We start from the raw sequence: 24,916 nt of genomic DNA on the forward strand, positions 1-24,916 counted from the left end.
AAATAGCTATATGTTAATTTTTAATGAGATGAATAAAACCAATATGATTTTACTATACGCTCAGTTAATGATATAAGTAAAATTAATAGTTTAAATAATAGCTATAAGGAGAGCTTATATGATAGGGAAATTAGATTTATATCGTGTTTTTAGTGTAGTTGCAAAAAATAGTAGCTTTTCTAGGGCGGCTAAAGATTTATTTATGACACAACCCGCCGTTAGCCAAGCCATGATGCAGCTCGAAAGGGAGCTAGGCACTAGACTCTTCAACCGAACACCAAAGGGCGTCACATTAACGACAGAAGGAAAGTTGCTATTTGAATATACTAACTCGGCATTAGGTCTTTTAGATGCAGGGGAAGAAAAGCTGCTAGAATTTAAAAATTTAACGACAGGCCAATTGAAAATAGGGGTAGGAGATACAATTTCCCGCTTCTTTTTAATGCCATATCTTGAATCTTTTCATACGATGTATCCAAATATAAAATTGCAAATGTTAAATGGCACTACTTCGGAAATATGTAACTTTATAAAATCGGGTGAGGCTGATGTCGGGCTTTGCAATTTCCCGATAGAAGATGTCAGTTTACAATTAACCGCGTGCACGGAAGTTCAAGATATTTTCGTCTGTGGAGAGAAATATAAAACGCTCAAGTCAAAGAGCTTAAGTTTTGCGGATTTATTAAAGTTCCCCCTTATTTTTCTTGAGAAGAAATCGAACTCGAGAAACTATGTTGAAACTTATTTAATGTCAAAAGGTATACAAATTGCACCGGAGTTTGAGCTCGGTTCACATGATTTAGTGCTTGAATTCGCACGTAGTAATTTAGGAATCGCGTGTGTAACAAAGGAATTTTCAAAGGATTATTTACAGCGAGGGCTACTTTATGAATTGCCACTTGTAGAAAGCATTCCAAATCGTAGTATTGGGATGTGTTATTTAAAAAGTGTTCCATTGTCCCGTGCTGCTACAAAATTTATCGAGATTATTGAACGTAAACAAGCTCGGAAGCAGATAAACCCCCGAACTTTAAAATAAGCTTAGCGACTAGATGATAGCCTGCTAAGCCTTTTTTTATGCTTCGCTTTTCTTTGTAATCAATTCAATCAGTGCATCAACATTTCGTTTGTTTTTCATTGTAGGAGAGTGTAGATAGGAAAATGTCCGGATAAATCGTTGTTCAGCAAGTGGCAAAATAGCAAGATCACCATTTCGAAGGTCGCGCTCAATTACACTGCCAGATAGTAAAGATAGGCCTAGTCCTTCAATCACACTTTCTTTCACACCTTGGTTGCTACTAATGGTTAAGAGTGATTGCACTTGAAGTCCGTTTGTTCTAAATAGATGATCTAAATAATTACGTGTACCTGAACCAACTTCACGTGCAACCCAATTTTGCCGTTGTAATTGTGGGATCGTGATAGCAGATTGTTGAACAAGAGGGTGGTCGTTTGCGCTAACTATAAATAACTCATCTTCCATAAAAGGATGAATAATAAGCTCGTTGTCATGTGCCTGACCTTCAATAAGCCCTATATCTACTTGTAATAGTTTAGTAAATCGAATAATTTCATCGGTATTGCCAATAATAACTTGTAGCTCTAATTGAGGGAATTTGTGCTGAAGTTTCGATAACATGACAGGCAATATATTTTCTCCAATTGTAAAGCTAGCCCCTATTACGAGCGTGCCTTGAATCGAATGATGATAAGCTAATATATCTTCCTTTGCTGCCTCAGCAATAGCCATAATTTGTTTGGCACGCTTATATAAAATCTCACCAGTGGGTGTTATTTGCACAGACTTTGGCGAGCGGATAAATAAAGTAGTTTGCAACGCTTGTTCAAGGTTTTTAATATGCAGACTGACACTAGGTTGGGAAATATGGAGAATTTCTGAGGCCTTCGTAAAGTTATTGACTTCAACTAATGTAACGAACGTTTTTAACGCATCGTATTGCATCGTATCACCCCTTATTATTAGAAAAATTAATAATTGTAATTATATATATGTATTTTACTGATGATTAACTTTTTTATAAAGTATAATCATCAAGAATGAAAGAAGTGGACAGCATGAATCAACAACAGGGGATAAAGAATTTACTAGCGCCACCATTTATGAAGGGGATTATCTTGACATTAGGTCTTGCCTTAGTGGCTAAGTATATTTCGACATTTCCTTTTTTCTCAATATTGGGCCAGCTTGTAATAGCAATCATACTTGGGATGGTATGGCGAGCAATATTTACTGTACCTGATGTCTGGCAAACAGGTGTATCTTTTTCGAGTAAAAAACTATTGCGATTAGGTATTATTTTGCTGGGTATGCGCTTGAATTTAGCTGATATTTATCATGCAGGAGCGAGCGTCTTTTTGATTGCCTTTCTCAATTTAGTATTTGCTCTCTTTGTTGTTTACTGGTTAACGAAGGTATTTCATGTCGATAAAAAGCTCGGCATTTTAACGGCTTGTGGAACAGCTATTTGTGGAGCTGCGGCTGTTGTGGCGATTGCCCCTCAAATTAAGGCGAATGAAAAGGAAACTGCTGTAGGTGCAGCGATTGTCGCCTTGCTTGGCACAGTATTTACACTTATTTATACAGTGGTGTATTCACTTATTGGCTTAACACCGACACAATATGGCATTTTTGCAGGAGGTACATTGCATGAAATAGCTCACGTTATTGCAGCAGCGGCCACGGGTGGCGATGAGGCTGTAGATATGGCGGTCATTGTAAAATTAACGCGTGTCGCTTTGCTCGTACCAGTAGCGATTGTAATTGGAATTATGTATCAAAGAAGAAACAAAGAACAAGGAAACAAAGCATTTTCGTTATCTATAATTCCTTGGTTTATTCTAGGTTTTTTAGTTATGAGCGCTATTAATTCGTTAGGAATAGTACCACCAGCATTTGCACAAACAGTCGTAAATTGCGCATATATTTTAATTGCTATGGCGATGGCAGGCTTAGGATTGAATGTAGAAATGAAAACATTTAAGCAATTAGGCATTAAAGCCTTTATCGCAGGACTGATTGGTTCGGTATGTTTATCAATAGTCGGTTATTTCTTAGTAGTAGTATTTCAATGACTAAGAATTGTTTGAGAATTGTTTGAGTGCCTGACACCAAGAAAAAACCATGCATATTTTCTAGAAATATGCATGGTTTTTTAGATAGAATCAGAAGATAATTTAAATAGGTTTACAATTTGTTATTAACGTTGTGCTTCGATAGAAGAAGCTAGCTCAGCAACGACAATTTTACTGCCGATAATTGGGCTGTTCTCAGGTTTTGCGCCTTCAGAGCCAGGCTCAGGACGGTGATGCGCCGCCGCAAAAGCATCGCTATTACGCCACGCTTGGAAATGCTCTTTCGATTCCCAGTACATATTAACGCTCATTTCGTCATATGTAGGATCGTCTGTAGAAATTAATACTTCTACTTTGTGAAAGCCCTCAAACTGTTGCAGTGGACCTGGCTTCGTAAAGTTTGGAGCCATTTTCGCAGCAAAGCCAGGCTTTACTTGAATACGATTGGTAACAATAATCATACTAATACCCCCTAATCATTTTATTGAAGATAAATTAAAGCAAAATCGAATGAATTATCAATGATTATCATTCGCAATCAATGATAAGTGTCCTAGGAAGTCATTGTCAACAAAATTGCAAAGGAAAACGATATTTCAAATGACGATATTGACTTCTATTCTTTATTATATCTCAACCAGTAGTTGTAGGCATTCTATAACTATCGTTACCATCTTGTTTTCAAATATACATACATAGGGTTCTTTTGTAGCGTGTGCTGACATTTTGTTGACATAAATAGATGCTATTATAAAAAATCAACAAGCAAGTGGCGAGGTGAGAAAGTGATGATAAAAATATTAGTGGTAGAAGATGAAGCGATAAAAAACACGATATCCAAATTTTTTGGATATCGTGTTTGCTTTTTTACATGCTAAAATAAAGCATTCTTTTTTTCGAGGAGTATCTAACTGATGAATGAACAACAATTTGATAAATTTTTGCATATTAATACGGTCGGTGAACAATATGGATTTACTAAACTGGCTCACTACCATCGCTACGAGCCAACGCCCTATACTGGCTTAGAACAATTATTTTCCCAATATGAGATGCCGAAAAATCCAGTTTTTATTGATATGGGCTGTGGGAAAGGCAGGGTTCCTATTTATATTCATCATAAATTTCACATTCCGACAATTGGAGTTGAAATGGACGCAGGTTTTTATAGAGAGGCAGAGCATAACAAGGAAAGTTATTTTCGAAAAAAGGGCTCACAAGCGAACATTTCTTTTGTTCATACAATTGCGGAAAACTATAACATACAGCCACATGATAATGTTTTTTTCTTTTTTAATCCATTTTCCATTAATATATTCCGTACGGTTATTCATAATATATGGAAGTCTTATGAGCAACAGATGCGCGAAATCCATATTATTTTATACTATCCACCATACGATTATTTGCAGTTTTTACATCACGGTACCCCTTTTGAATTGATACATGAGGTGCATCTAGAACATGAAACAAATATAAATGAACGCCTTTGCGTGTTTGCAATAAAGTAATTTCCGTGCAAGAAGCGCCCTTTCCACAGGCACGGCTCCAACTAATTTTTGTGGCGGACGCTTTTTTTCGCTCGTGTTATTCCTACAGGAATGTCGCGTTTTCCACTCCAATCAACTGGAACAGCCCACTGGTAGCAAAGTTTGCTCCTAGTATAGTAAAAATATGTTTATTGTTTATTTTTATTCAATCTAATTCGATGCTTAGAGCACGGGTAGCTCTAAGCTTTTTTTATAGCGTTGTATCGTTCTAATGCACGGGCTCGTGCTGTTTTATGATCTACGATTGGCAATGGATAGGTATCACCTAATGTGATTCCGGCTTGTTCCAAGATGGCCGTTGGTGCTATTTGTGGCGCGTGTATATACTTTGCAGGGAGAAGTGCTAATTCAGGCACCCATTTTTTTATATAAGCACCATCTGCATCAAATTTCTCTCCTTGTAACGAAGGGTTGAAGATACGAAAATAAGGAGCAGAGTCGATACCCGTACCGCTTACCCATTGCCAACCCATAGCATTATTTGCTGCATTAAAGTCGACAAGCGTATGCTCAAACCATGCATAACCTTCTTGCCAAGGTTGTAATAAGTGTTTCACTAGAAAAGATGCAACAACCATTCTTACACGGTTATGCATATAGCCGGTTTCCCAAAGCTCACGCATCCCTGCATCAACAAGAGGATACCCAGTTTGTCCAGTTTTCCATGCTTCAAGACGAATGGAATGAGGCTCCCACTCAAAATGTTGAAAATTACTGCGTAATGAATCGGTAGAAAATGTAGGATAGTTCAATAGTTGATAAATCGAAAACTCTCGCCATATAAGTTGTCTTAAAAAGCTTTCTATCTGCTGACTAAATATTGTGTTGTCCTCATCATCTATTAGCTCTTGGCATGTTGCCCAAAGAAAGCGAATGCTAATGTTACCCACTGCAAGAAATGGTGACATTTTAGAAATGGTTTCTTTGGCAGGGTAATCTCGCTTATCTTGGTAGTCAAATAACCCTTGTTCTACGAAAAGTTCCCACTGCTCCATTGCCCCATCTATCCCAGGGTTCCAATAATGGTGAAACTTGTGATACCAATTACCATGCAGTAATTGCAATTGCTCTAAGGCTAGAGATGATACCTTCGTTGGAAAAGCTCTAATATTAGTAGGTTGACCAAGCGGTTTACGTACGGGCTCCTGCAAACAACGCTTATAAAATGATGTAAAAATGGCATAAGGCTTGTTTTGTTGATTTTGAATGTTCGATAAGTTGAATAATGAATCACCATAGAATGCTTTTACTTCAATATTATTAGCCTGTAATATATTGGTTAGCTGCTCATCTTCATTTCGTTCAGTTGGAAGAAAACGCTCGTTAAAATATACAGCGTTCGCTTCAGTATCTACAGCTAACTGTAGTACTTCTGAAATGACTTCACCCTTTCGTAAAATCAGTTGCATGTCATAGTCATCAAGTGTCGCTTGTAGATTCTGAAGTGAATAGTACGTCCAAAAACTTTGAGCGGTATTGCACATTGAAAATTGCTCATTATGAATATAAACCGGTAAAATGACCCCTGATTTAGCTGCATGCCAGAGCGCGGGGTGATCATCTAGTCGTAAATCATTACGAAATAGTACAATTATTTTTTTATTCATTTTGAATCATCCTTTTATAGTTTAAAAATATACGTTAGTACAATAAGTCGTTGGATTAAAGCAAGGAGGACATTATGAAAACACTATTCAATCGTCAAGTAATGATAGCATCCTTAGTTGCGGGTTGCTTATTTGGTATTTTCTTTAAAGTTGTTGAAAATCTAACAGGAAGCCGCGTTTATACATTACTATTAAATGTCGATTATATACCGATTTTAAAAAATTATCGATTTCCAGAGGTGATTGAATTTTCCTTTCATCTCGTGATTTCGTGGTTCATAACAGCCATATTATATACCCTTCGTAATAAGTATAAGTGGAATAATGGTACGTTAATCAGAAATAGTATCGTACTTCAAATGATTATAGGATGTATGTTGTTTCCTACAACAACCTTCTCAACACGAACACCTAACTTTACAGATTTCTACGCATTTAGTTGGTGGCTTGCAGGCCATATTTTGTATGGAGTATTGGTAGGGGTTCTTTTGAAAAAAAGATAAGCAGTTAAACTATAAAAGGAAAGCAATTTTTGCAAAATGGACATTATTTTTCTAACGTCGAAAAAAATAGGATAAGAGGTTTCTGCTAATTTATACCAACAATTGATAGATAATTCACAAATAACTAATTATACTGAAAAATCACTCTAGACTAAATATAAAGAATGTTTTACAATGTAAAAGGCTTAATTGAATATTATCTAGCTTCAAAATTAGATAGTTATAAATAATTATTTTTGCTATTGAGGATTAGCCGTAGATTGTTTATAATTATCAGAAATATCTAACATTTGAGAATTTTCAGGGGGAATTAAATTATGAAAGAGAACAACAAGCTTAAAAAGTTCGGCTCACTTCTAGTCGCTTCTTCACTTCTTGCAGGCGTACTGGCAGGTTGCGGTGCTGGAGATAGTGATACAAGTTCGGGAGGCGGCTCATCATCAGGCGGCTCAAAAGATGGCGATACAATTAAAATCGGTGCAAACTTGGAACTTTCAGGTAACGTAGCTTCTTACGGTTCTTCAATCGGATTAGGTGCAGAGTTAGCTGTTAAAGAAATTAACGATGCAGGCGGTATTGATGGCAAGAAAATTGAGCTTATTAAAGTAGATAACAAATCAGAAAACTCAGAGGCAACAGCAGCGGCTATTAAACTAGCGACGCAAGATAAAGTAGTAGCGATGATGTCTCCAGCAACTTCTGGTAACACCATTGCAACAGTTCAAATTGCGAATGATAACAAAATTCCTTTAGTTGGTGCAGCTGCTACAGCACCAAACGTAACAGTAAATGATGACGGTAGCGTTAATGAATATGCGTTCCGTACATGCTTTATTGACCCATTCCAAGGGATTGTCGCAGCAAACTTTGCAACGGGTGAGCTGAAAGCGAAAAACGTAGCCATTTTTGCTGATAACGCTTCTGACTATGCAAAAGGATTAGCAAAGTCATTTAAAGATACGATTGCTGAAAATGGCGGAAAAGTTGTGAAAGAAGAAGCTTATGTTGCGAAAGATACAGATTTCCGTACGCAATTAACAAACATCAAATCATCAAATCCTGACTTCATCTTTATCCCTGGATATTATGAAGAAGTGGGTCTAATTGTTAAACAAGCGCGTGAAATGGGCATTACAGTGCCACTTATGGGAGCAGATGGTTGGGATTCTCCAACTTTAGTTGAGTTAGCGGGCGCAGATGCACTGAATAATACGTACATCACAAACCACTATTCTGCAGAAGACCCAGATCAAAAAATTCAAGACTTTGTAAAAGCATTTAAAGCTGCCAATGGCGATAAAGCACCAGATGCATTTAACGCACTTGGCTATGATACGGTTTATTACATTGCAGATGCAATTAAACGTGCAGGGTCTACTGACGGTGAAGCAATTAAAAAGGCATTAGCTGAAACAAAGGATCTTTCTTTAGTAACAGGTACTTTCTCAGTTGACGAAAACCATAACCCAATTAAAACAGCAACAGTTCTTGAATTTAAAGACGGTAAACAAGTGTTCAACTCTAAAGTAAATCCTTAATTTTTAAGCAAGGGGGAGGCGGGCAACCTGCCTTCTCTTTTATTTTTTCATAGACAACTAGACTAATAAAAAAAGCATAGATTCTAGCATAAGGAATCGGAAATACTTTTTATGAGGGACACGAGTTTTTCTGCATTCACTTTCACTATGTAGAAATAGGTCCCATTTTTGCATGCTTTTAAAAAATAATAAAGGAGTGAACGCTCATGGAATGGATACAACAGCTTGTGAATGGTATTTCACTAGGTAGTATCTACGCGTTAATAGCGTTAGGGTATACGATGGTATACGGTATTATTAAGCTCATTAACTTCGCCCACGGTGATGTTTTCATGATTGGGGCATTTATTGGCTTTTACGCAATTGCTAAATGGGAGCTGGGCTTCTTACCAGCATTATTATTAGCGATGGCAGTTTGCGCAATTTTTGGTGTGTTAATAGAACGTATAGCATATAAACGGTTACGAAATGCGACGCGTATTGCTGCTTTAATTACAGCAATCGGGGTGTCGCTATTAATCGAATATACGACAATTTTCTTCAGAGGGGCACAGCCTGCAGCATATCCTGAAGTCATTAAAAATACAACATTTGATGTCTTCGGGGTTCAAATTAGTAGTACATCTATTTTAATTTTATCTGTCTCTATCGTACTGATGATTCTTTTACAATTCATCGTACATAAAACAAAAATTGGCAAGGCAATGCGCGCAGTTTCACATGATGCAGATGCGGCACGCCTAATGGGAATTAACGTAGATAATACCATTTCAGCAACATTTGCTATAGGTTCGGCATTAGCTGGAGCTGCGGGTGTAATCTTCGGTGTGTATTATACGAAAATTGACCCGTTAATGGGTGTTATTCCAGGGGTTAAAGCGTTCATCGCCGCGGTTCTTGGTGGTATTGGTATTATTCCAGGGGCAATGGTTGGCGGTATGCTACTAGGTGTCGTGGAATCATTTGTAAGTGCACTTGGATTCTCTTTATGGCGCGATGCAGCAGCATTTGTCATTTTAATTTTAATCTTGATTTTCAGACCATCGGGTATCTTCGGTAAAAACGCCCGCGAGAAAGTGTAGGTGAGCGGTAATGATGAAGAAGTCTAAAGTTTTCTGGGGCTATGCAGTATTAGCGCTAGTCATCTATGTGGTTGTTCAGGCACTAATTACAACAGAAGTAATTGACTTGTACTATAAAAATATGTTAATCACCATGTGCATTAACATCATGCTAGCTGTCAGCTTGCACATCGTTATCGGGGTTACGGGGCAATTCTCTATTGGACATGCCGGTTTCCTTGCAGTTGGTGCTTATATTTCAGCTATTATTACTACAAAGCTAATGCTGCCGTTCCCGTTAGCTATTTTCCTAGGGGCGCTTGCAGCAGCAGTAGCTGGTTTAATCGTAGGTATTCCAACACTACGTTTAAAAGGGGATTATTTAGCCATTGCAACACTTGGCTTTGCTGAGATTATTCGTATTGTCTTTTTAAATACGGATTACGTCGGTGGGGCAGCGGGGATGCAAGTGAAATATTTATCGAATTGGACATATGCATTCGTAGGAGTGGTATTGACGATTTTAGTTATTTCTAACTTTACAAATTCTCGCCATGGACGTGCTTGTATTTCGATTCGTGAAGATGAAATCGCTGCGGATGCCATGGGTATTAATACAACTTACTATAAAGTTGTAGCATTCGCGATTGGCTCTTTCTTTGCCGGTCTTGCAGGGGCTATTTTTGCACATAACTTCTACATTATTCAACCGACTACGTTCGGTTTCTTAAAATCATTTGATATATTAATTTACGTTGTTCTTGGGGGCTTAGGAAGTCTATCAGGTTCTGTTATTGCAGCAGTATTTTTAACGTTGATTTCAACATACTTAGCGAACTTCCCAGAAACACGAATGATTATTTACAGCTTAGTATTAATCATTGTTATGCTATACCGTCCAACCGGTTTAATGGGGACAAAGGAAATTACGCACTTATTTAAGTTTGGTAAAAAAGGAGGTACAAAATAATGACTGGAAACCTTCTTATCAAAGTAGAGAACATGGGTATTCAATTCGGTGGTTTAAAGGCGGTACAGGGCGTTAATATGTACCTAAATCAAGGTGAATTAGTAGGGCTTATCGGGCCAAATGGTGCAGGTAAAACAACAAGTTTTAACATGCTAACAGGTGTGTATACGCCGACTGAAGGAACGATTACATTTAACGGATTAAAGTTAAATGGTCTTGCACCCTATCAAGTAACGCAAAAAGGTATTAGCCGTACGTTCCAAAATATTCGTCTTTTTAAAGAACTATCTGTATTAGATAATGTAAAAGTAGCGAACCATTCTCTAGCAAAACATTCGATGTGGTCATCTATTTTCCGTTTGCCAAGTCACTTTAAAGGTGAAGCGGCAATGGAACAGCAATCAACGGAATTCTTAAAAATATTTGGCTTAGATATTTATAAGAATGAGTTAGCAAAAAACCTTCCGTATGGTATGCAACGTCGTCTGGAGATTGCACGTGCATTAGCGGCAAATCCAAAGCTATTGTTACTCGATGAACCAGCGGCAGGGATGAATCCACAAGAAACACATGACTTAATGGAACTAATTGCGTTTATTCGTAAAGAGTTTGGATTAACGATTCTACTAATTGAGCACGATATGAGCTTAGTAATGGGGATATGTGAACGAATTTACGTCCTCGACCACGGGCAACTAATCGCTGATGGGACACCAGAAGAAATTCGTAACAATCCAAAGGTCATTGAAGCGTACCTTGGTGAGGAGGTTATCAGCTAATGCTAAAAGTACAAAATATTGATGTATTCTATGGAAATATTCAAGCATTAAAAGGCGTCTCTTTAGAAGTTAACGAAGGGGAAATTGTCACATTAATCGGTGCCAATGGTGCTGGTAAAAGTACATTGTTAAAAACCTTGTCAGGCTTATTAAAACCTAAAGGGGGCATCCTTGAATATGAGGGTTTCTCGATTGCAGGTAAAGCTGCGCAAACCATTGTAAAATCAGGTATTTCACACGTGCCTGAAGGTCGCCGTGTATTCGCTAATATGTCAGTAGAGGAAAACCTTGAGCTTGGCGCATACTTGCGTAACGATAAGGCTGGCATAAAGAAAGATATGGATCATGTCTTTGAGTTATTCCCGCGTCTACTGGAGCGTCGTAAACAGCAATCTGGCACATTATCTGGTGGTGAGCAACAAATGTTGGCGATGGGTCGTGCATTAATGGCAAAACCAAAGTTGTTGTTAATGGATGAGCCTTCAATGGGGCTTGCACCACTTATGGTAAAAAATATCTTCAATATTATTGAACAAGTGAATAAAGAAGGTACAACGGTATTGCTGGTAGAGCAGAATGCCAATATGGCATTATCGGTAGCTGACCGCGCATATGTACTTGAAACAGGACGCATTGTATTATCAGGTACAGCGAAAGAGCTACAAGAAAGTGAACAAGTAAAAGCGGCATATTTAGGTGGTATGTAATTGGAAGGGGTGTCTCGGAATTGATTCGAGATACCCTTTTTCATGTTGTAGAACGACGATAATAGATGGAAGTAGCGCGAAACCTTTCTTTTTTGGTAAGGTGGGAAAAAGGAGTGAGGTTAGCATGCACTATTCAGCACAATATTTTATAGAAAAATTAGCATTGGCACAACATCCTGAGGGCGGATACTATATTTCTACGTTTAAATCGACAGAGGAAATAGCTGTAAGAGATGTAGAACGACCGATTTATACAAGCATTTATTTTTTATTACGTTCGCAAGATATCTCTCATTTACATCGGTTAAAGTCAGATGAGCTTTGGTATTATCATGCAGGTAGCCCATTAACGGTTCATATGATTTTCCCTGATGGTACATATGAGGCAAAAAAATTAGGCTTAAATATAGAAGCGGGTGAGGTGCCACAGGTGGCGGTGCCGAAAAATACGATTTTCGGTTCGTCTGTTGAGGATGCCAATACATTTAGTTTAGTAGGCTGCATGGTAGCACCAGGTTTTGATTTTGAGGACTTTGAGCTATTTACACAAGATGAGCTTTTAGCTGATTATCCGCAACATGAAGCGATTATTCGTAAAATGGCTTACGAGACGATTAAATAGTCACAAAGAGTTTAGCAAAGAGCACTAGGTATACCGCAGAAAGCGACTGTACAGTAATTAGTGGCTGGGACATAACTAAAAAAATTTAAGGAACAGAGGAAAGGTGTTCATACATTTTTGCTTTATGAAGAACTTATCTATTCTTGCTTTTGCAATAAATAAAACATTAGAAGGGTTCACTAGTTGTTGGTAGCGGAGGAGGTGACTCCTGCAGGACAGCACACATCGTTAAGACGCTGGCATTCCGCGCGTTAGCGAGGGTTGCGGCTTACGTGTGTGACCGCGGAAGTACCGTCGAAGCCAACAACAACGGCGAGCAAAAAAGGTGTTAGATTGACTGCCATCAATCTAACACCTTTTCTCTTTTGTCCTAGATTACCATAAAATTTCTTCAGGGTAACTTGCATTGATTGGAATTTCATGTAGTGCTTTTTTTGTCGTACTGGCAACTTCGATTAATTGCGATTTAAGTGCAACGTATTCTTCATCCTCTAACATTAAACGAAGTGCAAAGGAGGCTAAATGCGCTTTGCGTGTTTGCGTATTTAAATCTATGTATTCTAAATTTAGTACATCTACATACTGCGTAGCATAGCGGAAGGTTAAAGGGCTCTTAGAATGAATCATCCTTAAAAATACTAAAAATTCATCTTCCGTAAGCTCTTGCTCCAGACAGTCAGCAACCGCTGCTTGGAATTTACGAATCGTTGCCACATCACCATTCCAATCGGAAGAATCAATCAATTCCTGATGTAAGCGAATGAAATCATTTAAAGCAATCGCTGTAAAAAGAAGCTCCGGCCACAGTACCTCTGTCCCGTAGTAGACATTTTTAGTTGGAAAAATCGTTTCATGTCGAGAAAGTATACTTTTGTTCAGTCCATTACTGACAAATTCAAGCTGATGCTCACCTTGCATTGCTTGATGGAGATTACGGCAAATACCAAGAATGCGAAGTCGCGCACCTTGGTAATCATAGTATTTGTTTTCATCTCCAGTTACTTGATAAATCGCTTGAATAAGGGCATCTAAATCCCAAAAGTCACCGCTTATTCGTACACCCGTAAGTTGTTCAGTACTTTGAATAGAAAGCATCTTTCCAATCCTCCCAATTGCTTTATTTTACTGTGTAATTAAGTAGTTTAAATAATTCTGCTCGCTCTTTATCAGTTAAATCGCGCCATTGACCAACCTTTAAATTGCCAAGCTTAATATTCATAATGCGTATGCGCTGTAATCGTTTAACGGAATACCCTAATGCTGAACACATACGGCGTATTTGGCGATTTAAGCCTTGCTCTAAAATAATTTTAAACACTTTATCTGAAATTTTTTCAACGTAGCAAGGTAATGTCGTTGTATCTAAAATATCAACGCCAGCAGCCATCTTTTTAATAAATTGTTCTGTTATCGGCTTATCAACTTGTACGATGTATTCTTTTTCATGGTGGTTTTCTGCACGTAGAATTTTATTTACAATATCGCCATCATTGGTCAATAATAATAATCCTTCAGATTCCTTATCCAGTCGACCAATATGGAAAATGCGTAGAGGATGATTGATAAAATCAACGACATTTCCTTTGATATGACGCTCTGTTGTACTTGTAATACCAACTGGTTTGTTTAAGGCAATATAAACTAGTTGCTCTTCTTTTTTTACCTCTTTGCCATCCACACAAACAATATCGCCCGCTTCTACTTGGCTGCCCACAGTAGCAAGTACGCCATTAATTGTTACTTTACCTTCTTCGACCCATTTATCAGCACCACGACGAGACACGATGCCCGCTTCACTTAAATATTTGTTAATTCTCATATAGTTCTCCTAAACATTTTATCGTAGCTTAAGTATACCCTATCGTTGTTTATAGCGTGAATTCTAGAAGCTTTTCTACTAAAAATAAATATTACAAAATTTTAATTTAAAAAGTTGAAATAATCATGCATTTCTGACAATATAGTGGGTAAGAAGGTTTCTATGAAAATATCGTTATTTCGATATATAATTACGATTTTTCTAGATATTTTCTATTATTTTGTGTAAAGGGGAGAAGTAAAATGGTTTATGCATTTCCAAACACTGAAGGATCGGTAGTTCAATTCAAAGAAAGATACGATAATTACATTGGTGGAGAATGGACACCCCCAGTGAAAGGTCAATACTTCGATAATGTCACTCCTGTTACTGGACAAGTTTTTACACAAGCAGCACGTTCCTCTGCTGAGGATATTGAACTTGCACTTGATGCAGCACATGCCGCAAAAGATGCATGGGGACAAACATCCGCTACAGAGCGTGCTAACATTTTACTTAAAATTGCGGACCGTATTGAACAAAACTTAGAAAAGTTAGCTGTTGCCGAAACATGGGATAACGGTAAGGCAGTACGGGAAACGTTAAATGCAGATATCCCTTTAGCCATTGATCATTTCCGTTATTTTGCTGGTGCATTACGTGCACAAGAAGGCGCGCTAAGTCAAATTGATAATGATACGGTTGCTTACCATTTCCATGAGCCAATTGGGGTAGTGGGTCAAATCATTCCTTGGAACTTCCCAATATTAATGGCTGTATGGAAACTAGCTCCTGCCCTTGCTGCTGGCAACTGTGTTGTGTTAAAGCCAGCAGAGCAAACACCAGTATCTATTATGGTATTAGTAGAGTTGATTGGTGATTTATTGCCACCAGGCGTACTAAACGTGGTGAACGGATTCGGTTTAGAAGCAGGAAAACCACTTGCATCTAACCCTCGTATTGGCAAAATTGCCTTTACAGGTGAAACGACAACAGGTCGTTTAATTATGCAATATGCTTCTCAAAACCTTATTCCAGTTACGTTAGAATTGGGCGGAAAGTCTCCAAATATTTTCTTTGAAGATATTATGGATGAAGATGATGCCTTTTTAGATAAAGCGGTAGAGGGCTTCGTATTGTTTGCCCTGAACCAAGGTGAAGTTTGTACATGCCCTTCACGTGCATTAATTCAAGAATCGATTTATGACAAGTTCATGGAGCGTGTATTACAACGTGTTGAAGCGATTCAAGTTGGGAATCCGTTAGATCCAAATACAATGATGGGTGCACAGGCTTCAAGTGAGCAAATGGAAAAAATTCTGTCTTACTTAGATATTGGTAAACAAGAAGGTGCACAATGTCTAATTGGAGGCGAGAAAAATAATGTAGGGGCAGGCTTTGAAAATGGCTACTACGTTAAACCAACTGTCTTCAAAGGGCACAATAAGATGCGTATCTTCCAAGAAGAAATTTTTGGCCCAGTTGTTGCAGTGACAACATTTAAAACAAAAGAAGAGGCATTGGAAATTGCCAATGATACATTGTATGGATTAGGTTCGGGCATTTGGACACGTGATATGAATACAGCTTATCGTTTTGGACGTGGTATTCAAGCGGGGCGTGTTTGGACAAACTGCTACCATGCATATCCTGCACATGCAGCGTTCGGTGGCTATAAAATGTCAGGAATCGGTCGTGAGACACATAAGATGATGCTATCGCATTATCAACAAACGAAAAACTTATTAGTAAGCTATAACGAAAACAAACTTGGTTTCTTCTAATTAGTAAGGAGGTGCTAACGCGTGGTTGAACGTGTTTTAGCAACAGAAGAAGCGCTGGCACTAATCGAATTATTGAAGGAAAAGCATGGACCGGTTATGTTTCATCAATCAGGGGGATGCTGCGATGGCTCCTCTCCGATGTGTTATCCTGACGGTGACTTAATATTAGGTGAGCAGGATATATGTTTAGGTAAGGTGGGGGGCACACCATTTTATATGCACAAAAACCAATATGATTATTGGAAGCATACACAAATTATTTTAGACGTAGTTGACGGCAGAGGCGGTATGTTCTCTCTTGAAGGCGTAGAAGGTAAGCGGTTTTTAACAAGGTCTAGAGCTTTTTCGACAGAAGAGTTAAAAGAGCTAGGTTTAATCGAATAGTTAGGGACAGCGGCAAAAAGCATTTTTGTCGCTGTTTTTTTATGCTAATTTTTTTGGAAAAGAGTATGTAGACTTACGTTAGTTGTGGAATTTCGCAATAATAAATAAAGCTGTATTCGGTGTTGTAAAGTTTGAGTGAATAAGTATTTTTTTATGGTTCTTTCAATCATAATAAAGCCCCCCATTCATCGTGTATTATCGTTATTTAACCATATAATACCTAATTCTTACATTAATTTAAGTTTACTTTTTATGTTTTTTGTTACAAAATGATTGAATCTTTACAACAGAATATTACGTAAATAGTGAAAAGGAGTGTGCGGAAGATGGATATTGTTATAATTGAAAACCAATTTACACAAACGGTAGAGGCTGTATCGAAGGTTGCAGGAAGGGCAGTTGATCGCAAAATTATCTTTGCTATTGCCAGCACATATGTTGCAGCAGGGAAAATGTTTGATACAGAAAAGTTTAAAGCTACTATAGAAGAAATGAAGAGTCAAACATCGTGGATGTCGCCATTGCGTACATCAATCGGGTAGCAAATATGATGGAGCAAGATCGTACGGAGCAAGCAGTAAATACGCTATTGAAAAACGAAAAGATATAATGGAGGAATGCCAACTTATCCAGATTGTTATCACATTATTGAAGAAATGAAGGATCGTCATCCAATTACATGTCTTACATGATAGATGTTAAAGTTAAGCAAGGTTGGAGTGTAAAATAATTAAATATGAATAAATTATTATTGAATACTACAAATAACGAAGAATTAGAAAAACTACTACTCATAAATGTAATAGGTTTAATTGAGGCGTTAAAAAAAGATTTATTAACAATCGAAGAAACTGAAAAAGTTTTATTTAACCCTTATACTATGGATTTATTACAGTCTAAAGGAATTTCAAAAGAAATATTAGAAATTATTCATCTAGGCACTGAATTAGAAGATATAGTGAGTCTAATGCCTGAAAAATTATTTGAAAGTTTAAGCGAAATTGAATATGAAAGTATTGCTCAATTAGAACAAAGAAAAGCATATAAATTTCGAAATAAAGTTATTGAATCAATAAATTGATTCATTGGATTTTAAGTAGTAGTAGAAAGAGGACAATGTGTACTTCTCTAGAGCAGCTCGTTTTATCATGCTAAACGAGCTGCCTTTTTTTATACTGTGTTATACAAAGATTAATTTTCAAATGAATAAAGGTCAACTTCAGCAAATTATTGATTTGTATCATGATTTAAAGGGAATGAAATTATTGAAGTGGCATCAAGAATTTGTGTTGTTTAGGGCGGTTCAAATGGCTATTTATGATATGGCTAAAGTGCAACAATCATTATCTATGGCAATTATGTCATCTATTGAATTACTAATTCAGGCACAACATGCGGCGATGATATCCGCCATGACCGCAGCAGCAGTAGCGTCAAATTCCAGCACTTCATGATAAACTAAAGAGGAACAGAATATTCGGAGGTGTATTGAAAATGAACGAAACAAAGCTTTGGATAAATGGACAATGGCAAGAAGCGAAGGAAACCTATGAATTAACTTCGCCTTATAACGGTGAGATTATTGCAAAGGTTGCCAAGGCATCTGTTTCAGATGTTGAGCAAGCAATTGAAGGTGCCCAAAATGCTTTTCTTTCATTTAAACAAACTACTGCATACGACCGTGCCGAAATTTTATATAAAGTAGTCGACATTATGCGACGTCGAAAAGACGAATTGGCCGAAATTTTAGCACAAGAGGCGGGTAAACCTATTTCAGCAGGTTTACCTGAAATAGAACGCACGATTGCAACCTATCAGTTTGCAGCCGAAGGAGCGAAACAGGTGAAAGGGGAAACGGTACCGATGGATGCTGCGCCTGGAGCTGGCGACCGCATTGGCTGGACAAAGCGTGAGCCATTAGGCGTTATTTCTGCCATTACACCGTTTAACTTTCCTTTTAATTTAGTTGCGCATAAATTGGGACCTGCCTTTGCTGTGGGGAATACGGTCGTGTTAAAGCCCGCAACCCAAACACCGCTCAGTGCAATTGTAATGGCGGAAATATTTAAAGAAGCAGGATTACCAGATGGCGCTCTACAAATCGTTACGGGTAGTGGTGGTGAGCTAAGTGACACACTTGTGACTCATCCATTCGTGAAAAAAGTGACCTTCACTGGAAGTGGTAAGGTTGGATTAGGCATAAAAGAAAAAGTAGGCTTGCGCAAAGTAACGTTAGAGCTAGGCTCAAATGCGGCGGTGATTGTTGAGCCATCGACCCCTATTGAAAAAATTGTCGCGCGTTGTGTTAGCGGAGCGTTTAGCTTTGCAGGACAAGTGTGTATTTCGCTTCAGCGTATTTATGTACATGCCTCGATTGTTGATGCTTTTACAAAAGCATTTGTAGCTCAAACGGAAAAGTTAGTTGTCGGTGATCCACTCGATAAAAATACAGATGTCAGTGCCATGATTAATCCGAATGAAGTTAGTCGTATTCGTGCATGGATTGAGGAAGCGAAGGCTCAAGGTGCAGTGGTTGCAACGGGTGGAACATTTACTGAACGTACATTAACGCCAACAGTAATGACAAACGTGACTGCCGATATGAAAATTGTTTGTCAGGAAACATTCGCGCCAATCGTGTCAATTGTTTCATATGAAACATTAGACGACGCAATTCGACTAGTGAATGAGTCGGAACTTGGCTTAAATGCAGGGATTTTTACGAATGTCTTGCCAGATGCATTACGTGCAGCCGATGAATTACAAGCAGGTGCTGTTATTATTAATGATATTCCAACATTCCGAATCGATAATATGCCATATGGCGGTGTGAAAATGAGTGGCTACGGTCGAGAGGGTATTAAATGGGCGATTGAAGAAATGACGGATATGAAGTTTATAACGATGAAAAAATCATTCTAAATTTGCATCCATTCTTTTTCTACGATACGATGACGAAAGGACATTACATGAAAGGAAGTAACTAGAACTATGACAACCAATGCTGTACCCATGAGCCAATCACGTACGGTTCAGACGCGTCTCGTATTACCACCGGATACTAATAATCATAATTCCATTTTTGGTGGAAGAGTGTTAGCTTATATTGATGAAATTGCGGCAATTACAGCGATGAAGCATGCAAAAGGGCATGTTGTCACTGCCTCCATTGATTCTGTTGATTTTTTATCAGCAGCGCATGTGGGTGATATTCTTGAAATTGAAAGTATAGTGTCATCTACAGGACGTTCATCTATGGAAGTCTATGTCCGTGTTATTTCTCGTAACATTGAGACGGGTGAAGAAAAATTAACAACCGAATCATTTGTAACGATGGTTGCAGTAGATGATGATGGTAAACCGAAGGCTGTTCCTGCTATTTTCCCAGAAACGGATGCAGAAAAACGGTTATTTGAAACAGGTCCGGCTCGACGAGAGCATCGCAAGCAAAAACGTGCTTTGGCACATTAAAACGAAAAGGAAATTGATACGATGTGATCAATTTCCTTTTTTTGTTGTGTTATATGTTTAATTCATTTACAACATTAATGAGTGAGTCAGAAGAAGAGGAGACGAGTGTTGCCCCTTGCGATAGCTCTGTAATTAAATTTGAAATGGCTGAAATATCCTTAGCCGTGTTTACATATTGTTGTTGAATACCTGATACTGCTTCAGCAATATCATTAAATGATTTCGAGAGGCTTGTTTGTGTATCAACGCTATGTTGGATTTTTTGATCCACATTGATAACTGAATTCGCCATTGTTGAAATATTACTTTCTGTTTCTTTTATCAGGTGTGACACGTTTTGCACAGCGCTTTTTGTTTCTTCTGCAAGCTTGCGGACTTCCTCTGCTACAACAGCAAAGCCTTTGCCATGTTCGCCAGCACGAGCGGCTTCAATGGAAGCATTCAGTGCTAATAAATTTGTTTGGTCTGCAATACCGGTAACAAGTCCAACAATTTCAGAGATTTTTTGAGACGACGTACGCAATTGGTTCATCGTTACTTCAAGGCCATTAACACTTTGCAAAATAACATGTATTAAGTCATTTTGTTCTTGTAATTGCTGCTGTCCGCGTTTAGATTTGTCTTGTGTATCGGCAACGAAGTTCAAACCTTGTTTAGTGGCTACTGCAATATCATCCGTTTGAGAGGAGATGACTAAAAGGGAAGCGGCTGTTTCTTCGCTGATTGCATTTAACTCTTCTGCCGTACTTTGAATTGTAGTAACAAGTGCGTGCTTCGTTTTATCTGCAACGCTACGAATGCGTTCTTCTTCTTTTTCATAAGCCTCAATCACAAGTTGCTGTTCAAAGTTAATAAGTTTACAAAAGGCATTGATGGCACGGATAGCGTCATGCTTTGAAATATCTAAATCATTCGTAAAGTTTGTAAAAGTCGAAGTTAATGATTGGAATGAAGCGATATACCACTTTGATTGGAGCCCAATTCGAACATGTGTCTCAGCGATTGCCTTTCTTTCTTTAATGTAGTCGTCATTAATACGACTTTCGAACATATCACTTAGATGCTTATGTAAAGTAACTTTTAAACGGTCGATTTGTGATGTTCTGTTAATAATATCTAATAAATTTTGGCTTAAGCTAATCGCTGCATAAAATTGATCGACCATTTCAGGAATAACATTTTTCACTAATGGCTGCAATTGTTTAATGATGGCTAAATCTTCAGTAGTTAAGTCTAATAGTTGTAATTGTTTTTGTAACTTAGGATGATTAGAAACGTCTAATTGTACTTGTTGTATAAACGCTTCTGGTGTTAGTGTAATTGAATAACCATAATTGTTCTTTTTTGAAAACCAACTCATTGTTGTCTGCTCCATTCTTTATAAATCCATAATAATATAGGTATCGAAGACGCTTTGTGTATATATTGTTAGGTTTGTAAATTTGGTGAATATATGGTATTTAATCTATTCTACTATTTTTTGTAGTGTAATTGGTTAAAAATTTCGTTTATTTCTATAATTTTTCACATTCTTGGCGGACATATTTCAGATTTACCTTTAAGCATTAGCATTTCGCTCATAAAGCGTAATTTGAATTTCATTTAGGAAACATGTAAAATACGAACTGTTTAGCGTAACAAAAAATGTATGTGAAAGAAATCGTATTGAGGAGGTATTACATGGAGAAGAAGCGTTTTAAGTTTGTGATTCCTGTGATGGTAATTGTAGCAATTGGATCTGTTTATATGTTAACGAACTATTATGCAGAGGTACCTGACTTAAACCAACTATTAATAACGATTTGTGCAACACTAATATCGGGCGTACTGGCATACTTTTTATTCCCGCAGCAAGGTGAAAATAAAGTAGATGATCGAGGTCCCTATTAATTATAGTGGAGACATTTAAAAGTTCCCCAAGTAAAACCAACTATTTTTTAAAATTAAAAATCCGCGTTTCGCCTTCTATGGGTAAAGCATGAGTTGCAACATGTACGAATGTAAGATGTTGTTCCTCATGTTTATTTTCCCTAGAGAGCTATGCGCGGATTTTGTTTTTCAAAAAAATTGTTTTGTTACTGCTTTAAGTTACGGCTTAAACAATTTGAACCAGCCTTTATATTTGAAAAATACCAACATAAATAGCCCAATTAATAGCATAATACCGAGAACGATAAAGTAGCTGTAACGGCCATGTAGTTCAGGCATATTATCAAAATTCATGCCATAAACTCCTGCTATAAATGTTAATGGAATGAAAATGGTGGAGACAATTGTAAGCATCATCATAATGCCATTCATTCGGCTAGAGTTCATAGCCATATAGCTATCACGCATATCTGCGGTCAGCTCACGATTAGATTCGACCATTTCCGTAAGTTTGACTAAATGGTCGTGAATATCCCCAAAGTAGGCTCTTTCTGATTTTTTTAGGGCAAAGCGATAAGAATTAAGTATACGGTATAATAGGTCGCGCATTGGTAAAATGGTGCGCCGTAAATGGAGTAAATCACTGCGGAATTCAAAAACAATTTGCATCGCATTTACATTACTTTGATAAGTTAATTCATCTTCAAGCGCATTCAAATGGTCCTCAATTTTATAGACGAGAGGGAAATAACTATCAACTATTTTATCAATCGTTTGATAGGTCAGGAAAAAAGTACCCCGTTCCCAATATTTCGGTTGCTCTTCTAAAAGCTTCTGTACTTTATCGATTTCAGGTGCTTCATTTTTGTGGAATGTCACAATAAAATGATCGGAAACGAAAATATTTAATTCCTCAGCAATTAGCGTTTCTTCATTCAATTTATGAATAACGAAAAAGTGATAGTCTTCGTAAAAATCCAACTTTGGTCGTTGTAAACGCATTAAGCAGTCTTCAATCGCAAGTGGATGAAAGTGGAAAAATGTATCAAGCAATAGTTCTTCTTCAGTAGTTGGGCAACTAAAATCTACCCAATACCATTCGTAATGGTTTTGCTTAATGTTTTCAAGTGGAAAGTCCTTTATTAATTGTTGATCTTTCGTCATGGCCATCGTGCGAATCACGGCATTCACCTCAAATCTGTTTATCTCATTTTAAATAAGCACGAAGTCTCCCTTCAAAGCGTGAGAAGTAAAAGAAGACATGGGAAACGTCAGATCAAATACCCGTAGTACTTATAGTACACCACTAAGTTGCAAGGATGCATCAGGAAGGGATGGAACCTTACTCTTTATAGCATATCCAACCACCAAATAATGTCGTTGCAAAAAATCGTGATGGCTGTGTAAAGCCTGCCTGCTGTAGAAGCGTAACAATGTCATCTTCACGCATAAATGAAAGCGAGCGAATGGACTGCTCCATGCTAGCTAAATCAGTAGTGGAAAGTTTTGTGTGCTGCTGCCAATATGCGCGCCATAGGTCAAATTGTAGCTCTGTGTCAGAAGAGTTAAGCTGTCCATATTTAGAAACAAGCACAAATGGTGCCCCTGATTTTAAATGGCTTGCAATCCCTTTTAATGTAGCAAGCTTCTCCTCATAGGAATTAATAAAATGAAGTACAAGTATACAGCTAGCAGCATCAAACTTTGTTGCAGGGATTGGTGCAGTTAGCATGGTGCCTTGTAGTAATGAAATCGCATTTGGTAGTGAATGTAGACGGTTTTCTGCAATTTTCAACATGGCTTCAGATGGATCGATACCGACAAAGGACCACTGTGGCCTTTGTTCAGCTAACTGTAGTATTTCATTGCCACTGCCTGAACCAACAACTAAAAAACTAGCATTCTCTTGTAAAGCGGATTGATAAAAAGTTTTCGTTAAACGTAGCATCGTATCGTAACTCGGTAAAGTACGACGAATGCCTTTTTCATATTCGTTCGCAAGTGTGCTGTTAAATTCCATCTGTGTATCACATACCTTTCAAAATAATTTTAAAATTGTCGAAACGATTTGAAACTATTTAGCGTATTGCTCCGTAAATAATAGTATTAATAAAAAGACATATTAAAAAGGGAAGGTTGAATAGATGGAAACAAAATGGTCTAAGGTCATCATACATGCCAGTGCGTTTTTTGCGCCATTTTTAGTGCCGATTATATTTTTCTTAATTAGTTCGGAAGAAGAAGTGAAAAACGTTTCTGTGCAAGCTTTATTGTTCCAAATCGCAATGGGCGTACTAATTGTCATTGCCAGTATTTTAAGTATTGTATTAATTGGTTTACCTTTCTTACTAATATTTATCGCTATGGTATACATCGTACCAATTATCGGAATCGTAAAGGCTATTTCAGAGGAACCTTGGCGTTATCCGATTGTCGGTCGCTGGGTATAATTGATAAAGACGCAAGCATATGCAAAAAGCATATGCTTGCGTTTTTTCTATAAGCAAAAAGGGTACATTAAACGATAAGTACGTTTTCGAGTGGTTAAAATTTTTTTACAATCAATCAACGATAAAAATTGCTTTAGACATTTCTCTGTGCGAATTAATTGCAATTATTTTTAAGCGTTTTGTATAATATACTCAAAGATAGTCAAAGATAGTCAAAGTCAGTGAGGTAAGCGAGGTGTATTCCTAACATGCGTAATATTTCAGACATCATAGAAGGCTACTTAAAGCAAGTACTTGAATTAGGTGGAGAAGGGCATATTGAAATTAAACGAAGTGAAATTGCAGATAAATTTCAATGTGTGCCATCACAAATAAATTATGTAATTAATACAAGATTTACAGCCGAGCGGGGTTACCTTGTTGAAAGTAAACGAGGTGGGGGTGGATACATTCGAATTTTACGTGTCCGTGCAAACTCACAAATTGATTTGATTGATGATGTGCTCCTACAAATTGAAGGTGGAGCCTCGCAAACAGTGGCGGAGGATTTAGTATATCGTTTAATTGACGAGCAGGTTATTTCAAAGCGAGAAGCGAAATTAATGTTAGCAGCGGTTGACCGTTCGACTTTAGATTTGCAGCTACCTTTACGGGACAGCATTCGAGCGAAAATTTTGCGAGCGATGTTAACCACTATAAAATACGAAAAGCAAAAGTAAAGAGGTGAGGG

Annotated in this window: 28 protein-coding genes; 20 read left to right on the forward strand and 8 right to left on the reverse strand. The window is 37.6% G+C overall.

Translation table 11 applies throughout. The annotated features are described in order from the left end of the window. Positions 1-118 precede the first annotated feature (118 nt). The gene (locus FC748_RS19635) at positions 119-1,039 is read left to right on the forward strand and encodes a LysR family transcriptional regulator (protein WP_029747416.1); all 921 of its coding nucleotides are present in this window, start codon (positions 119-121) and stop codon (positions 1,037-1,039) included. Positions 1,040-1,075: 36 nt separating this feature from the next. Here FC748_RS19635 and FC748_RS19640 read toward each other — a convergent pair whose 3' ends face one another. Then, a complete protein-coding gene (locus FC748_RS19640) occupies positions 1,076-1,963 on the reverse strand; it encodes a LysR family transcriptional regulator (RefSeq protein ID WP_024364431.1) in 888 nt (295 codons plus the stop codon). A gap of 113 nt (positions 1,964-2,076) precedes the next feature. Here FC748_RS19640 and FC748_RS19645 point away from each other — a divergent pair, with 113 nt between their 5' ends. After that, positions 2,077-3,093 (forward strand): YeiH family protein, encoded by a 1,017-nt coding sequence (locus FC748_RS19645; RefSeq protein ID WP_108031066.1) that lies wholly within the window; start codon positions 2,077-2,079, stop codon positions 3,091-3,093. Positions 3,094-3,218: 125 nt separating this feature from the next. Here FC748_RS19645 and FC748_RS19650 read toward each other — a convergent pair whose 3' ends face one another. Beyond that, positions 3,219-3,554: a heme oxygenase gene (locus FC748_RS19650; protein ID WP_024364429.1), complete on the reverse strand. Its 336-nt coding sequence runs from the start codon at positions 3,552-3,554 to the stop codon at positions 3,219-3,221. Positions 3,555-4,007: 453 nt separating this feature from the next. Between FC748_RS19650 and FC748_RS19655 the strand changes: the two genes are divergently transcribed. Further along, the gene (locus FC748_RS19655) at positions 4,008-4,604 is read left to right on the forward strand and encodes a class I SAM-dependent methyltransferase (protein ID WP_108031065.1); all 597 of its coding nucleotides are present in this window, start codon (positions 4,008-4,010) and stop codon (positions 4,602-4,604) included. Positions 4,605-4,822: 218 nt separating this feature from the next. Here FC748_RS19655 and FC748_RS19660 read toward each other — a convergent pair whose 3' ends face one another. After that, positions 4,823-6,250 carry a cryptochrome/photolyase family protein gene (locus FC748_RS19660; protein WP_108031064.1) on the reverse strand — a complete coding sequence of 476 codons (1,428 nt, stop codon included), beginning with the start codon at positions 6,248-6,250 and terminating at the stop codon, positions 4,823-4,825. Positions 6,251-6,324: 74 nt separating this feature from the next. Here FC748_RS19660 and FC748_RS19665 point away from each other — a divergent pair, with 74 nt between their 5' ends. From FC748_RS19665 to FC748_RS19695, 7 genes are all read left to right on the forward strand, one after another. Then, the gene (locus FC748_RS19665) at positions 6,325-6,753 is read left to right on the forward strand and encodes a hypothetical protein (RefSeq protein ID WP_024364421.1); all 429 of its coding nucleotides are present in this window, start codon (positions 6,325-6,327) and stop codon (positions 6,751-6,753) included. Between the two features lie 317 nt (positions 6,754-7,070). After that, on the forward strand, positions 7,071-8,291 hold the full coding sequence (locus FC748_RS19670; RefSeq protein WP_024364420.1) for an ABC transporter substrate-binding protein: 1,221 nt from the start codon (positions 7,071-7,073) through the stop codon (positions 8,289-8,291). 206 nt (positions 8,292-8,497) lie between these two features. Beyond that, on the forward strand, positions 8,498-9,373 hold the full coding sequence (locus FC748_RS19675) for a branched-chain amino acid ABC transporter permease (RefSeq protein WP_024364419.1): 876 nt from the start codon (positions 8,498-8,500) through the stop codon (positions 9,371-9,373). Between the two features lie 13 nt (positions 9,374-9,386). Beyond that, positions 9,387-10,322: a branched-chain amino acid ABC transporter permease gene (locus FC748_RS19680; RefSeq protein WP_024364418.1), complete on the forward strand. Its 936-nt coding sequence runs from the start codon at positions 9,387-9,389 to the stop codon at positions 10,320-10,322. Then, a complete protein-coding gene (locus tag FC748_RS19685) occupies positions 10,322-11,101 on the forward strand; it encodes an ABC transporter ATP-binding protein (RefSeq protein ID WP_024364417.1) in 780 nt (259 codons plus the stop codon). Before FC748_RS19680 ends, FC748_RS19685 begins: the two co-directional genes overlap by 1 nt. After that, the gene (locus FC748_RS19690) at positions 11,101-11,808 is read left to right on the forward strand and encodes an ABC transporter ATP-binding protein (protein WP_024364416.1); all 708 of its coding nucleotides are present in this window, start codon (positions 11,101-11,103) and stop codon (positions 11,806-11,808) included. The genes FC748_RS19685 and FC748_RS19690 overlap by 1 nt, the downstream gene beginning before the upstream one ends. A gap of 124 nt (positions 11,809-11,932) precedes the next feature. Then, a complete protein-coding gene (locus FC748_RS19695) occupies positions 11,933-12,430 on the forward strand; it encodes a cupin domain-containing protein (RefSeq protein ID WP_024364415.1) in 498 nt (165 codons plus the stop codon). A 375-nt stretch (positions 12,431-12,805) separates the two neighbouring features. Here the strand turns inward: FC748_RS19695 and FC748_RS19700 are convergent, their stop codons facing one another. Together FC748_RS19700 and rluF are read right to left on the reverse strand one after the other, a co-directional pair. Then, positions 12,806-13,525: a DUF6904 family protein gene (locus tag FC748_RS19700; protein ID WP_025220855.1), complete on the reverse strand. Its 720-nt coding sequence runs from the start codon at positions 13,523-13,525 to the stop codon at positions 12,806-12,808. Between the two features lie 22 nt (positions 13,526-13,547). Next, entirely contained in the window at positions 13,548-14,249 is a 702-nt protein-coding gene (gene rluF, locus FC748_RS19705; protein WP_108031063.1) for a 23S rRNA pseudouridine(2604) synthase RluF, read from the reverse strand. A 242-nt stretch (positions 14,250-14,491) separates the two neighbouring features. On the opposite strand from rluF, the gene adh reads away from it, so the two are divergent. The 7 genes from adh to FC748_RS19740 all read left to right on the forward strand — a co-directional run bounded on the left by adh (position 14,492) and on the right by FC748_RS19740 (position 19,867). Beyond that, complete coding sequence (gene adh / locus FC748_RS19710; protein WP_024364412.1) at positions 14,492-16,012, forward strand: aldehyde dehydrogenase; 1,521 nt, start codon at positions 14,492-14,494, stop codon at positions 16,010-16,012. A gap of 21 nt (positions 16,013-16,033) precedes the next feature. After that, positions 16,034-16,396 carry a DUF779 domain-containing protein gene (locus tag FC748_RS19715; RefSeq protein ID WP_024364411.1) on the forward strand — a complete coding sequence of 121 codons (363 nt, stop codon included), beginning with the start codon at positions 16,034-16,036 and terminating at the stop codon, positions 16,394-16,396. 326 nt (positions 16,397-16,722) lie between these two features. Then, entirely contained in the window at positions 16,723-16,938 is a 216-nt protein-coding gene (locus FC748_RS19720; protein ID WP_024364410.1) for a hypothetical protein, read from the forward strand. A 194-nt stretch (positions 16,939-17,132) separates the two neighbouring features. Beyond that, positions 17,133-17,477, forward strand: coding sequence for a DUF3969 family protein (locus FC748_RS19725; RefSeq protein WP_024364409.1), 345 nt, complete (start codon positions 17,133-17,135; stop codon positions 17,475-17,477). Between the two features lie 37 nt (positions 17,478-17,514). Next, positions 17,515-17,850, forward strand: coding sequence for a hypothetical protein (locus FC748_RS19730; RefSeq protein ID WP_244311206.1), 336 nt, complete (start codon positions 17,515-17,517; stop codon positions 17,848-17,850). Between the two features lie 40 nt (positions 17,851-17,890). Next, positions 17,891-19,318 (forward strand): aldehyde dehydrogenase family protein, encoded by a 1,428-nt coding sequence (locus FC748_RS19735; RefSeq protein WP_108031062.1) that lies wholly within the window; start codon positions 17,891-17,893, stop codon positions 19,316-19,318. 69 nt (positions 19,319-19,387) lie between these two features. After that, complete coding sequence (locus FC748_RS19740; RefSeq protein ID WP_024364406.1) at positions 19,388-19,867, forward strand: acyl-CoA thioesterase; 480 nt, start codon at positions 19,388-19,390, stop codon at positions 19,865-19,867. A 49-nt stretch (positions 19,868-19,916) separates the two neighbouring features. On the opposite strand, the gene FC748_RS19745 is transcribed toward FC748_RS19740, so the two are convergent. Further along, a complete protein-coding gene (locus FC748_RS19745; RefSeq protein ID WP_024364405.1) occupies positions 19,917-21,227 on the reverse strand; it encodes a globin-coupled sensor protein in 1,311 nt (436 codons plus the stop codon). A 320-nt stretch (positions 21,228-21,547) separates the two neighbouring features. Here FC748_RS19745 and FC748_RS19750 point away from each other — a divergent pair, with 320 nt between their 5' ends. Next, on the forward strand, positions 21,548-21,757 hold the full coding sequence (locus FC748_RS19750; RefSeq protein ID WP_024364404.1) for a hypothetical protein: 210 nt from the start codon (positions 21,548-21,550) through the stop codon (positions 21,755-21,757). Between the two features lie 198 nt (positions 21,758-21,955). Here the strand turns inward: FC748_RS19750 and corA are convergent, their stop codons facing one another. Then, positions 21,956-22,918, reverse strand: coding sequence for a magnesium/cobalt transporter CorA (corA, locus tag FC748_RS19755; RefSeq protein WP_024364403.1), 963 nt, complete (start codon positions 22,916-22,918; stop codon positions 21,956-21,958). A gap of 160 nt (positions 22,919-23,078) precedes the next feature. Then, complete coding sequence (locus tag FC748_RS19760; protein ID WP_108031061.1) at positions 23,079-23,756, reverse strand: class I SAM-dependent methyltransferase; 678 nt, start codon at positions 23,754-23,756, stop codon at positions 23,079-23,081. Between the two features lie 124 nt (positions 23,757-23,880). Here FC748_RS19760 and FC748_RS19765 point away from each other — a divergent pair, with 124 nt between their 5' ends. Then, on the forward strand, positions 23,881-24,186 hold the full coding sequence (locus tag FC748_RS19765; protein ID WP_024364401.1) for a DUF4870 domain-containing protein: 306 nt from the start codon (positions 23,881-23,883) through the stop codon (positions 24,184-24,186). 248 nt (positions 24,187-24,434) lie between these two features. Next, positions 24,435-24,905 (forward strand): CtsR family transcriptional regulator, encoded by a 471-nt coding sequence (locus tag FC748_RS19770; protein WP_024364400.1) that lies wholly within the window; start codon positions 24,435-24,437, stop codon positions 24,903-24,905. Positions 24,906-24,916: the final 11 nt, after the last annotated feature.

Source organism: Lysinibacillus sphaericus, from assembly GCF_005217585.1.
Taxonomy (GTDB): domain Bacteria; phylum Bacillota; class Bacilli; order Bacillales_A; family Planococcaceae; genus Lysinibacillus; species Lysinibacillus sphaericus.

Excerpts from the sequence above, each read along its gene's own strand:
- FC748_RS19665 (WP_024364421.1), top strand. The coding sequence starts at position 6,325 with ATGAAAACACTATTCAATCGTCAAGTAATGATAGCATCCTTAGTTGCG.
- FC748_RS19690 (WP_024364416.1), top strand. The coding sequence starts at position 11,101 with ATGCTAAAAGTACAAAATATTGATGTATTCTATGGAAATATTCAAGCA.
- FC748_RS19725 (WP_024364409.1), top strand. The coding sequence starts at position 17,133 with ATGAATAAATTATTATTGAATACTACAAATAACGAAGAATTAGAAAAA.
- FC748_RS19740 (WP_024364406.1), top strand. The coding sequence starts at position 19,388 with ATGACAACCAATGCTGTACCCATGAGCCAATCACGTACGGTTCAGACG.
- FC748_RS19745 (WP_024364405.1), bottom strand. The coding sequence starts at position 21,227 with ATGAGTTGGTTTTCAAAAAAGAACAATTATGGTTATTCAATTACACTA.
- FC748_RS19660 (WP_108031064.1), bottom strand. The coding sequence starts at position 6,250 with ATGAATAAAAAAATAATTGTACTATTTCGTAATGATTTACGACTAGAT.
- FC748_RS19770 (WP_024364400.1), top strand. The coding sequence starts at position 24,435 with ATGCGTAATATTTCAGACATCATAGAAGGCTACTTAAAGCAAGTACTT.
- FC748_RS19750 (WP_024364404.1), top strand. The coding sequence starts at position 21,548 with ATGGAGAAGAAGCGTTTTAAGTTTGTGATTCCTGTGATGGTAATTGTA.
- FC748_RS19655 (WP_108031065.1), top strand. The coding sequence starts at position 4,008 with ATGAATGAACAACAATTTGATAAATTTTTGCATATTAATACGGTCGGT.
- FC748_RS19735 (WP_108031062.1), top strand. The coding sequence starts at position 17,891 with ATGAACGAAACAAAGCTTTGGATAAATGGACAATGGCAAGAAGCGAAG.
- FC748_RS19695 (WP_024364415.1), top strand. The coding sequence starts at position 11,933 with ATGCACTATTCAGCACAATATTTTATAGAAAAATTAGCATTGGCACAA.
- adh (WP_024364412.1), top strand. The coding sequence starts at position 14,492 with ATGGTTTATGCATTTCCAAACACTGAAGGATCGGTAGTTCAATTCAAA.
- FC748_RS19650 (WP_024364429.1), bottom strand. The coding sequence starts at position 3,554 with ATGATTATTGTTACCAATCGTATTCAAGTAAAGCCTGGCTTTGCTGCG.
- FC748_RS19670 (WP_024364420.1), top strand. The coding sequence starts at position 7,071 with ATGAAAGAGAACAACAAGCTTAAAAAGTTCGGCTCACTTCTAGTCGCT.
- FC748_RS19675 (WP_024364419.1), top strand. The coding sequence starts at position 8,498 with ATGGAATGGATACAACAGCTTGTGAATGGTATTTCACTAGGTAGTATC.
- FC748_RS19635 (WP_029747416.1), top strand. The coding sequence starts at position 119 with ATGATAGGGAAATTAGATTTATATCGTGTTTTTAGTGTAGTTGCAAAA.
- FC748_RS19720 (WP_024364410.1), top strand. The coding sequence starts at position 16,723 with ATGGATATTGTTATAATTGAAAACCAATTTACACAAACGGTAGAGGCT.
- FC748_RS19760 (WP_108031061.1), bottom strand. The coding sequence starts at position 23,756 with ATGGAATTTAACAGCACACTTGCGAACGAATATGAAAAAGGCATTCGT.
- FC748_RS19765 (WP_024364401.1), top strand. The coding sequence starts at position 23,881 with ATGGAAACAAAATGGTCTAAGGTCATCATACATGCCAGTGCGTTTTTT.
- FC748_RS19700 (WP_025220855.1), bottom strand. The coding sequence starts at position 13,525 with ATGCTTTCTATTCAAAGTACTGAACAACTTACGGGTGTACGAATAAGC.
- FC748_RS19685 (WP_024364417.1), top strand. The coding sequence starts at position 10,322 with ATGACTGGAAACCTTCTTATCAAAGTAGAGAACATGGGTATTCAATTC.
- FC748_RS19645 (WP_108031066.1), top strand. The coding sequence starts at position 2,077 with ATGAATCAACAACAGGGGATAAAGAATTTACTAGCGCCACCATTTATG.
- FC748_RS19640 (WP_024364431.1), bottom strand. The coding sequence starts at position 1,963 with ATGCAATACGATGCGTTAAAAACGTTCGTTACATTAGTTGAAGTCAAT.
- rluF (WP_108031063.1), bottom strand. The coding sequence starts at position 14,249 with ATGAGAATTAACAAATATTTAAGTGAAGCGGGCATCGTGTCTCGTCGT.
- FC748_RS19680 (WP_024364418.1), top strand. The coding sequence starts at position 9,387 with ATGAAGAAGTCTAAAGTTTTCTGGGGCTATGCAGTATTAGCGCTAGTC.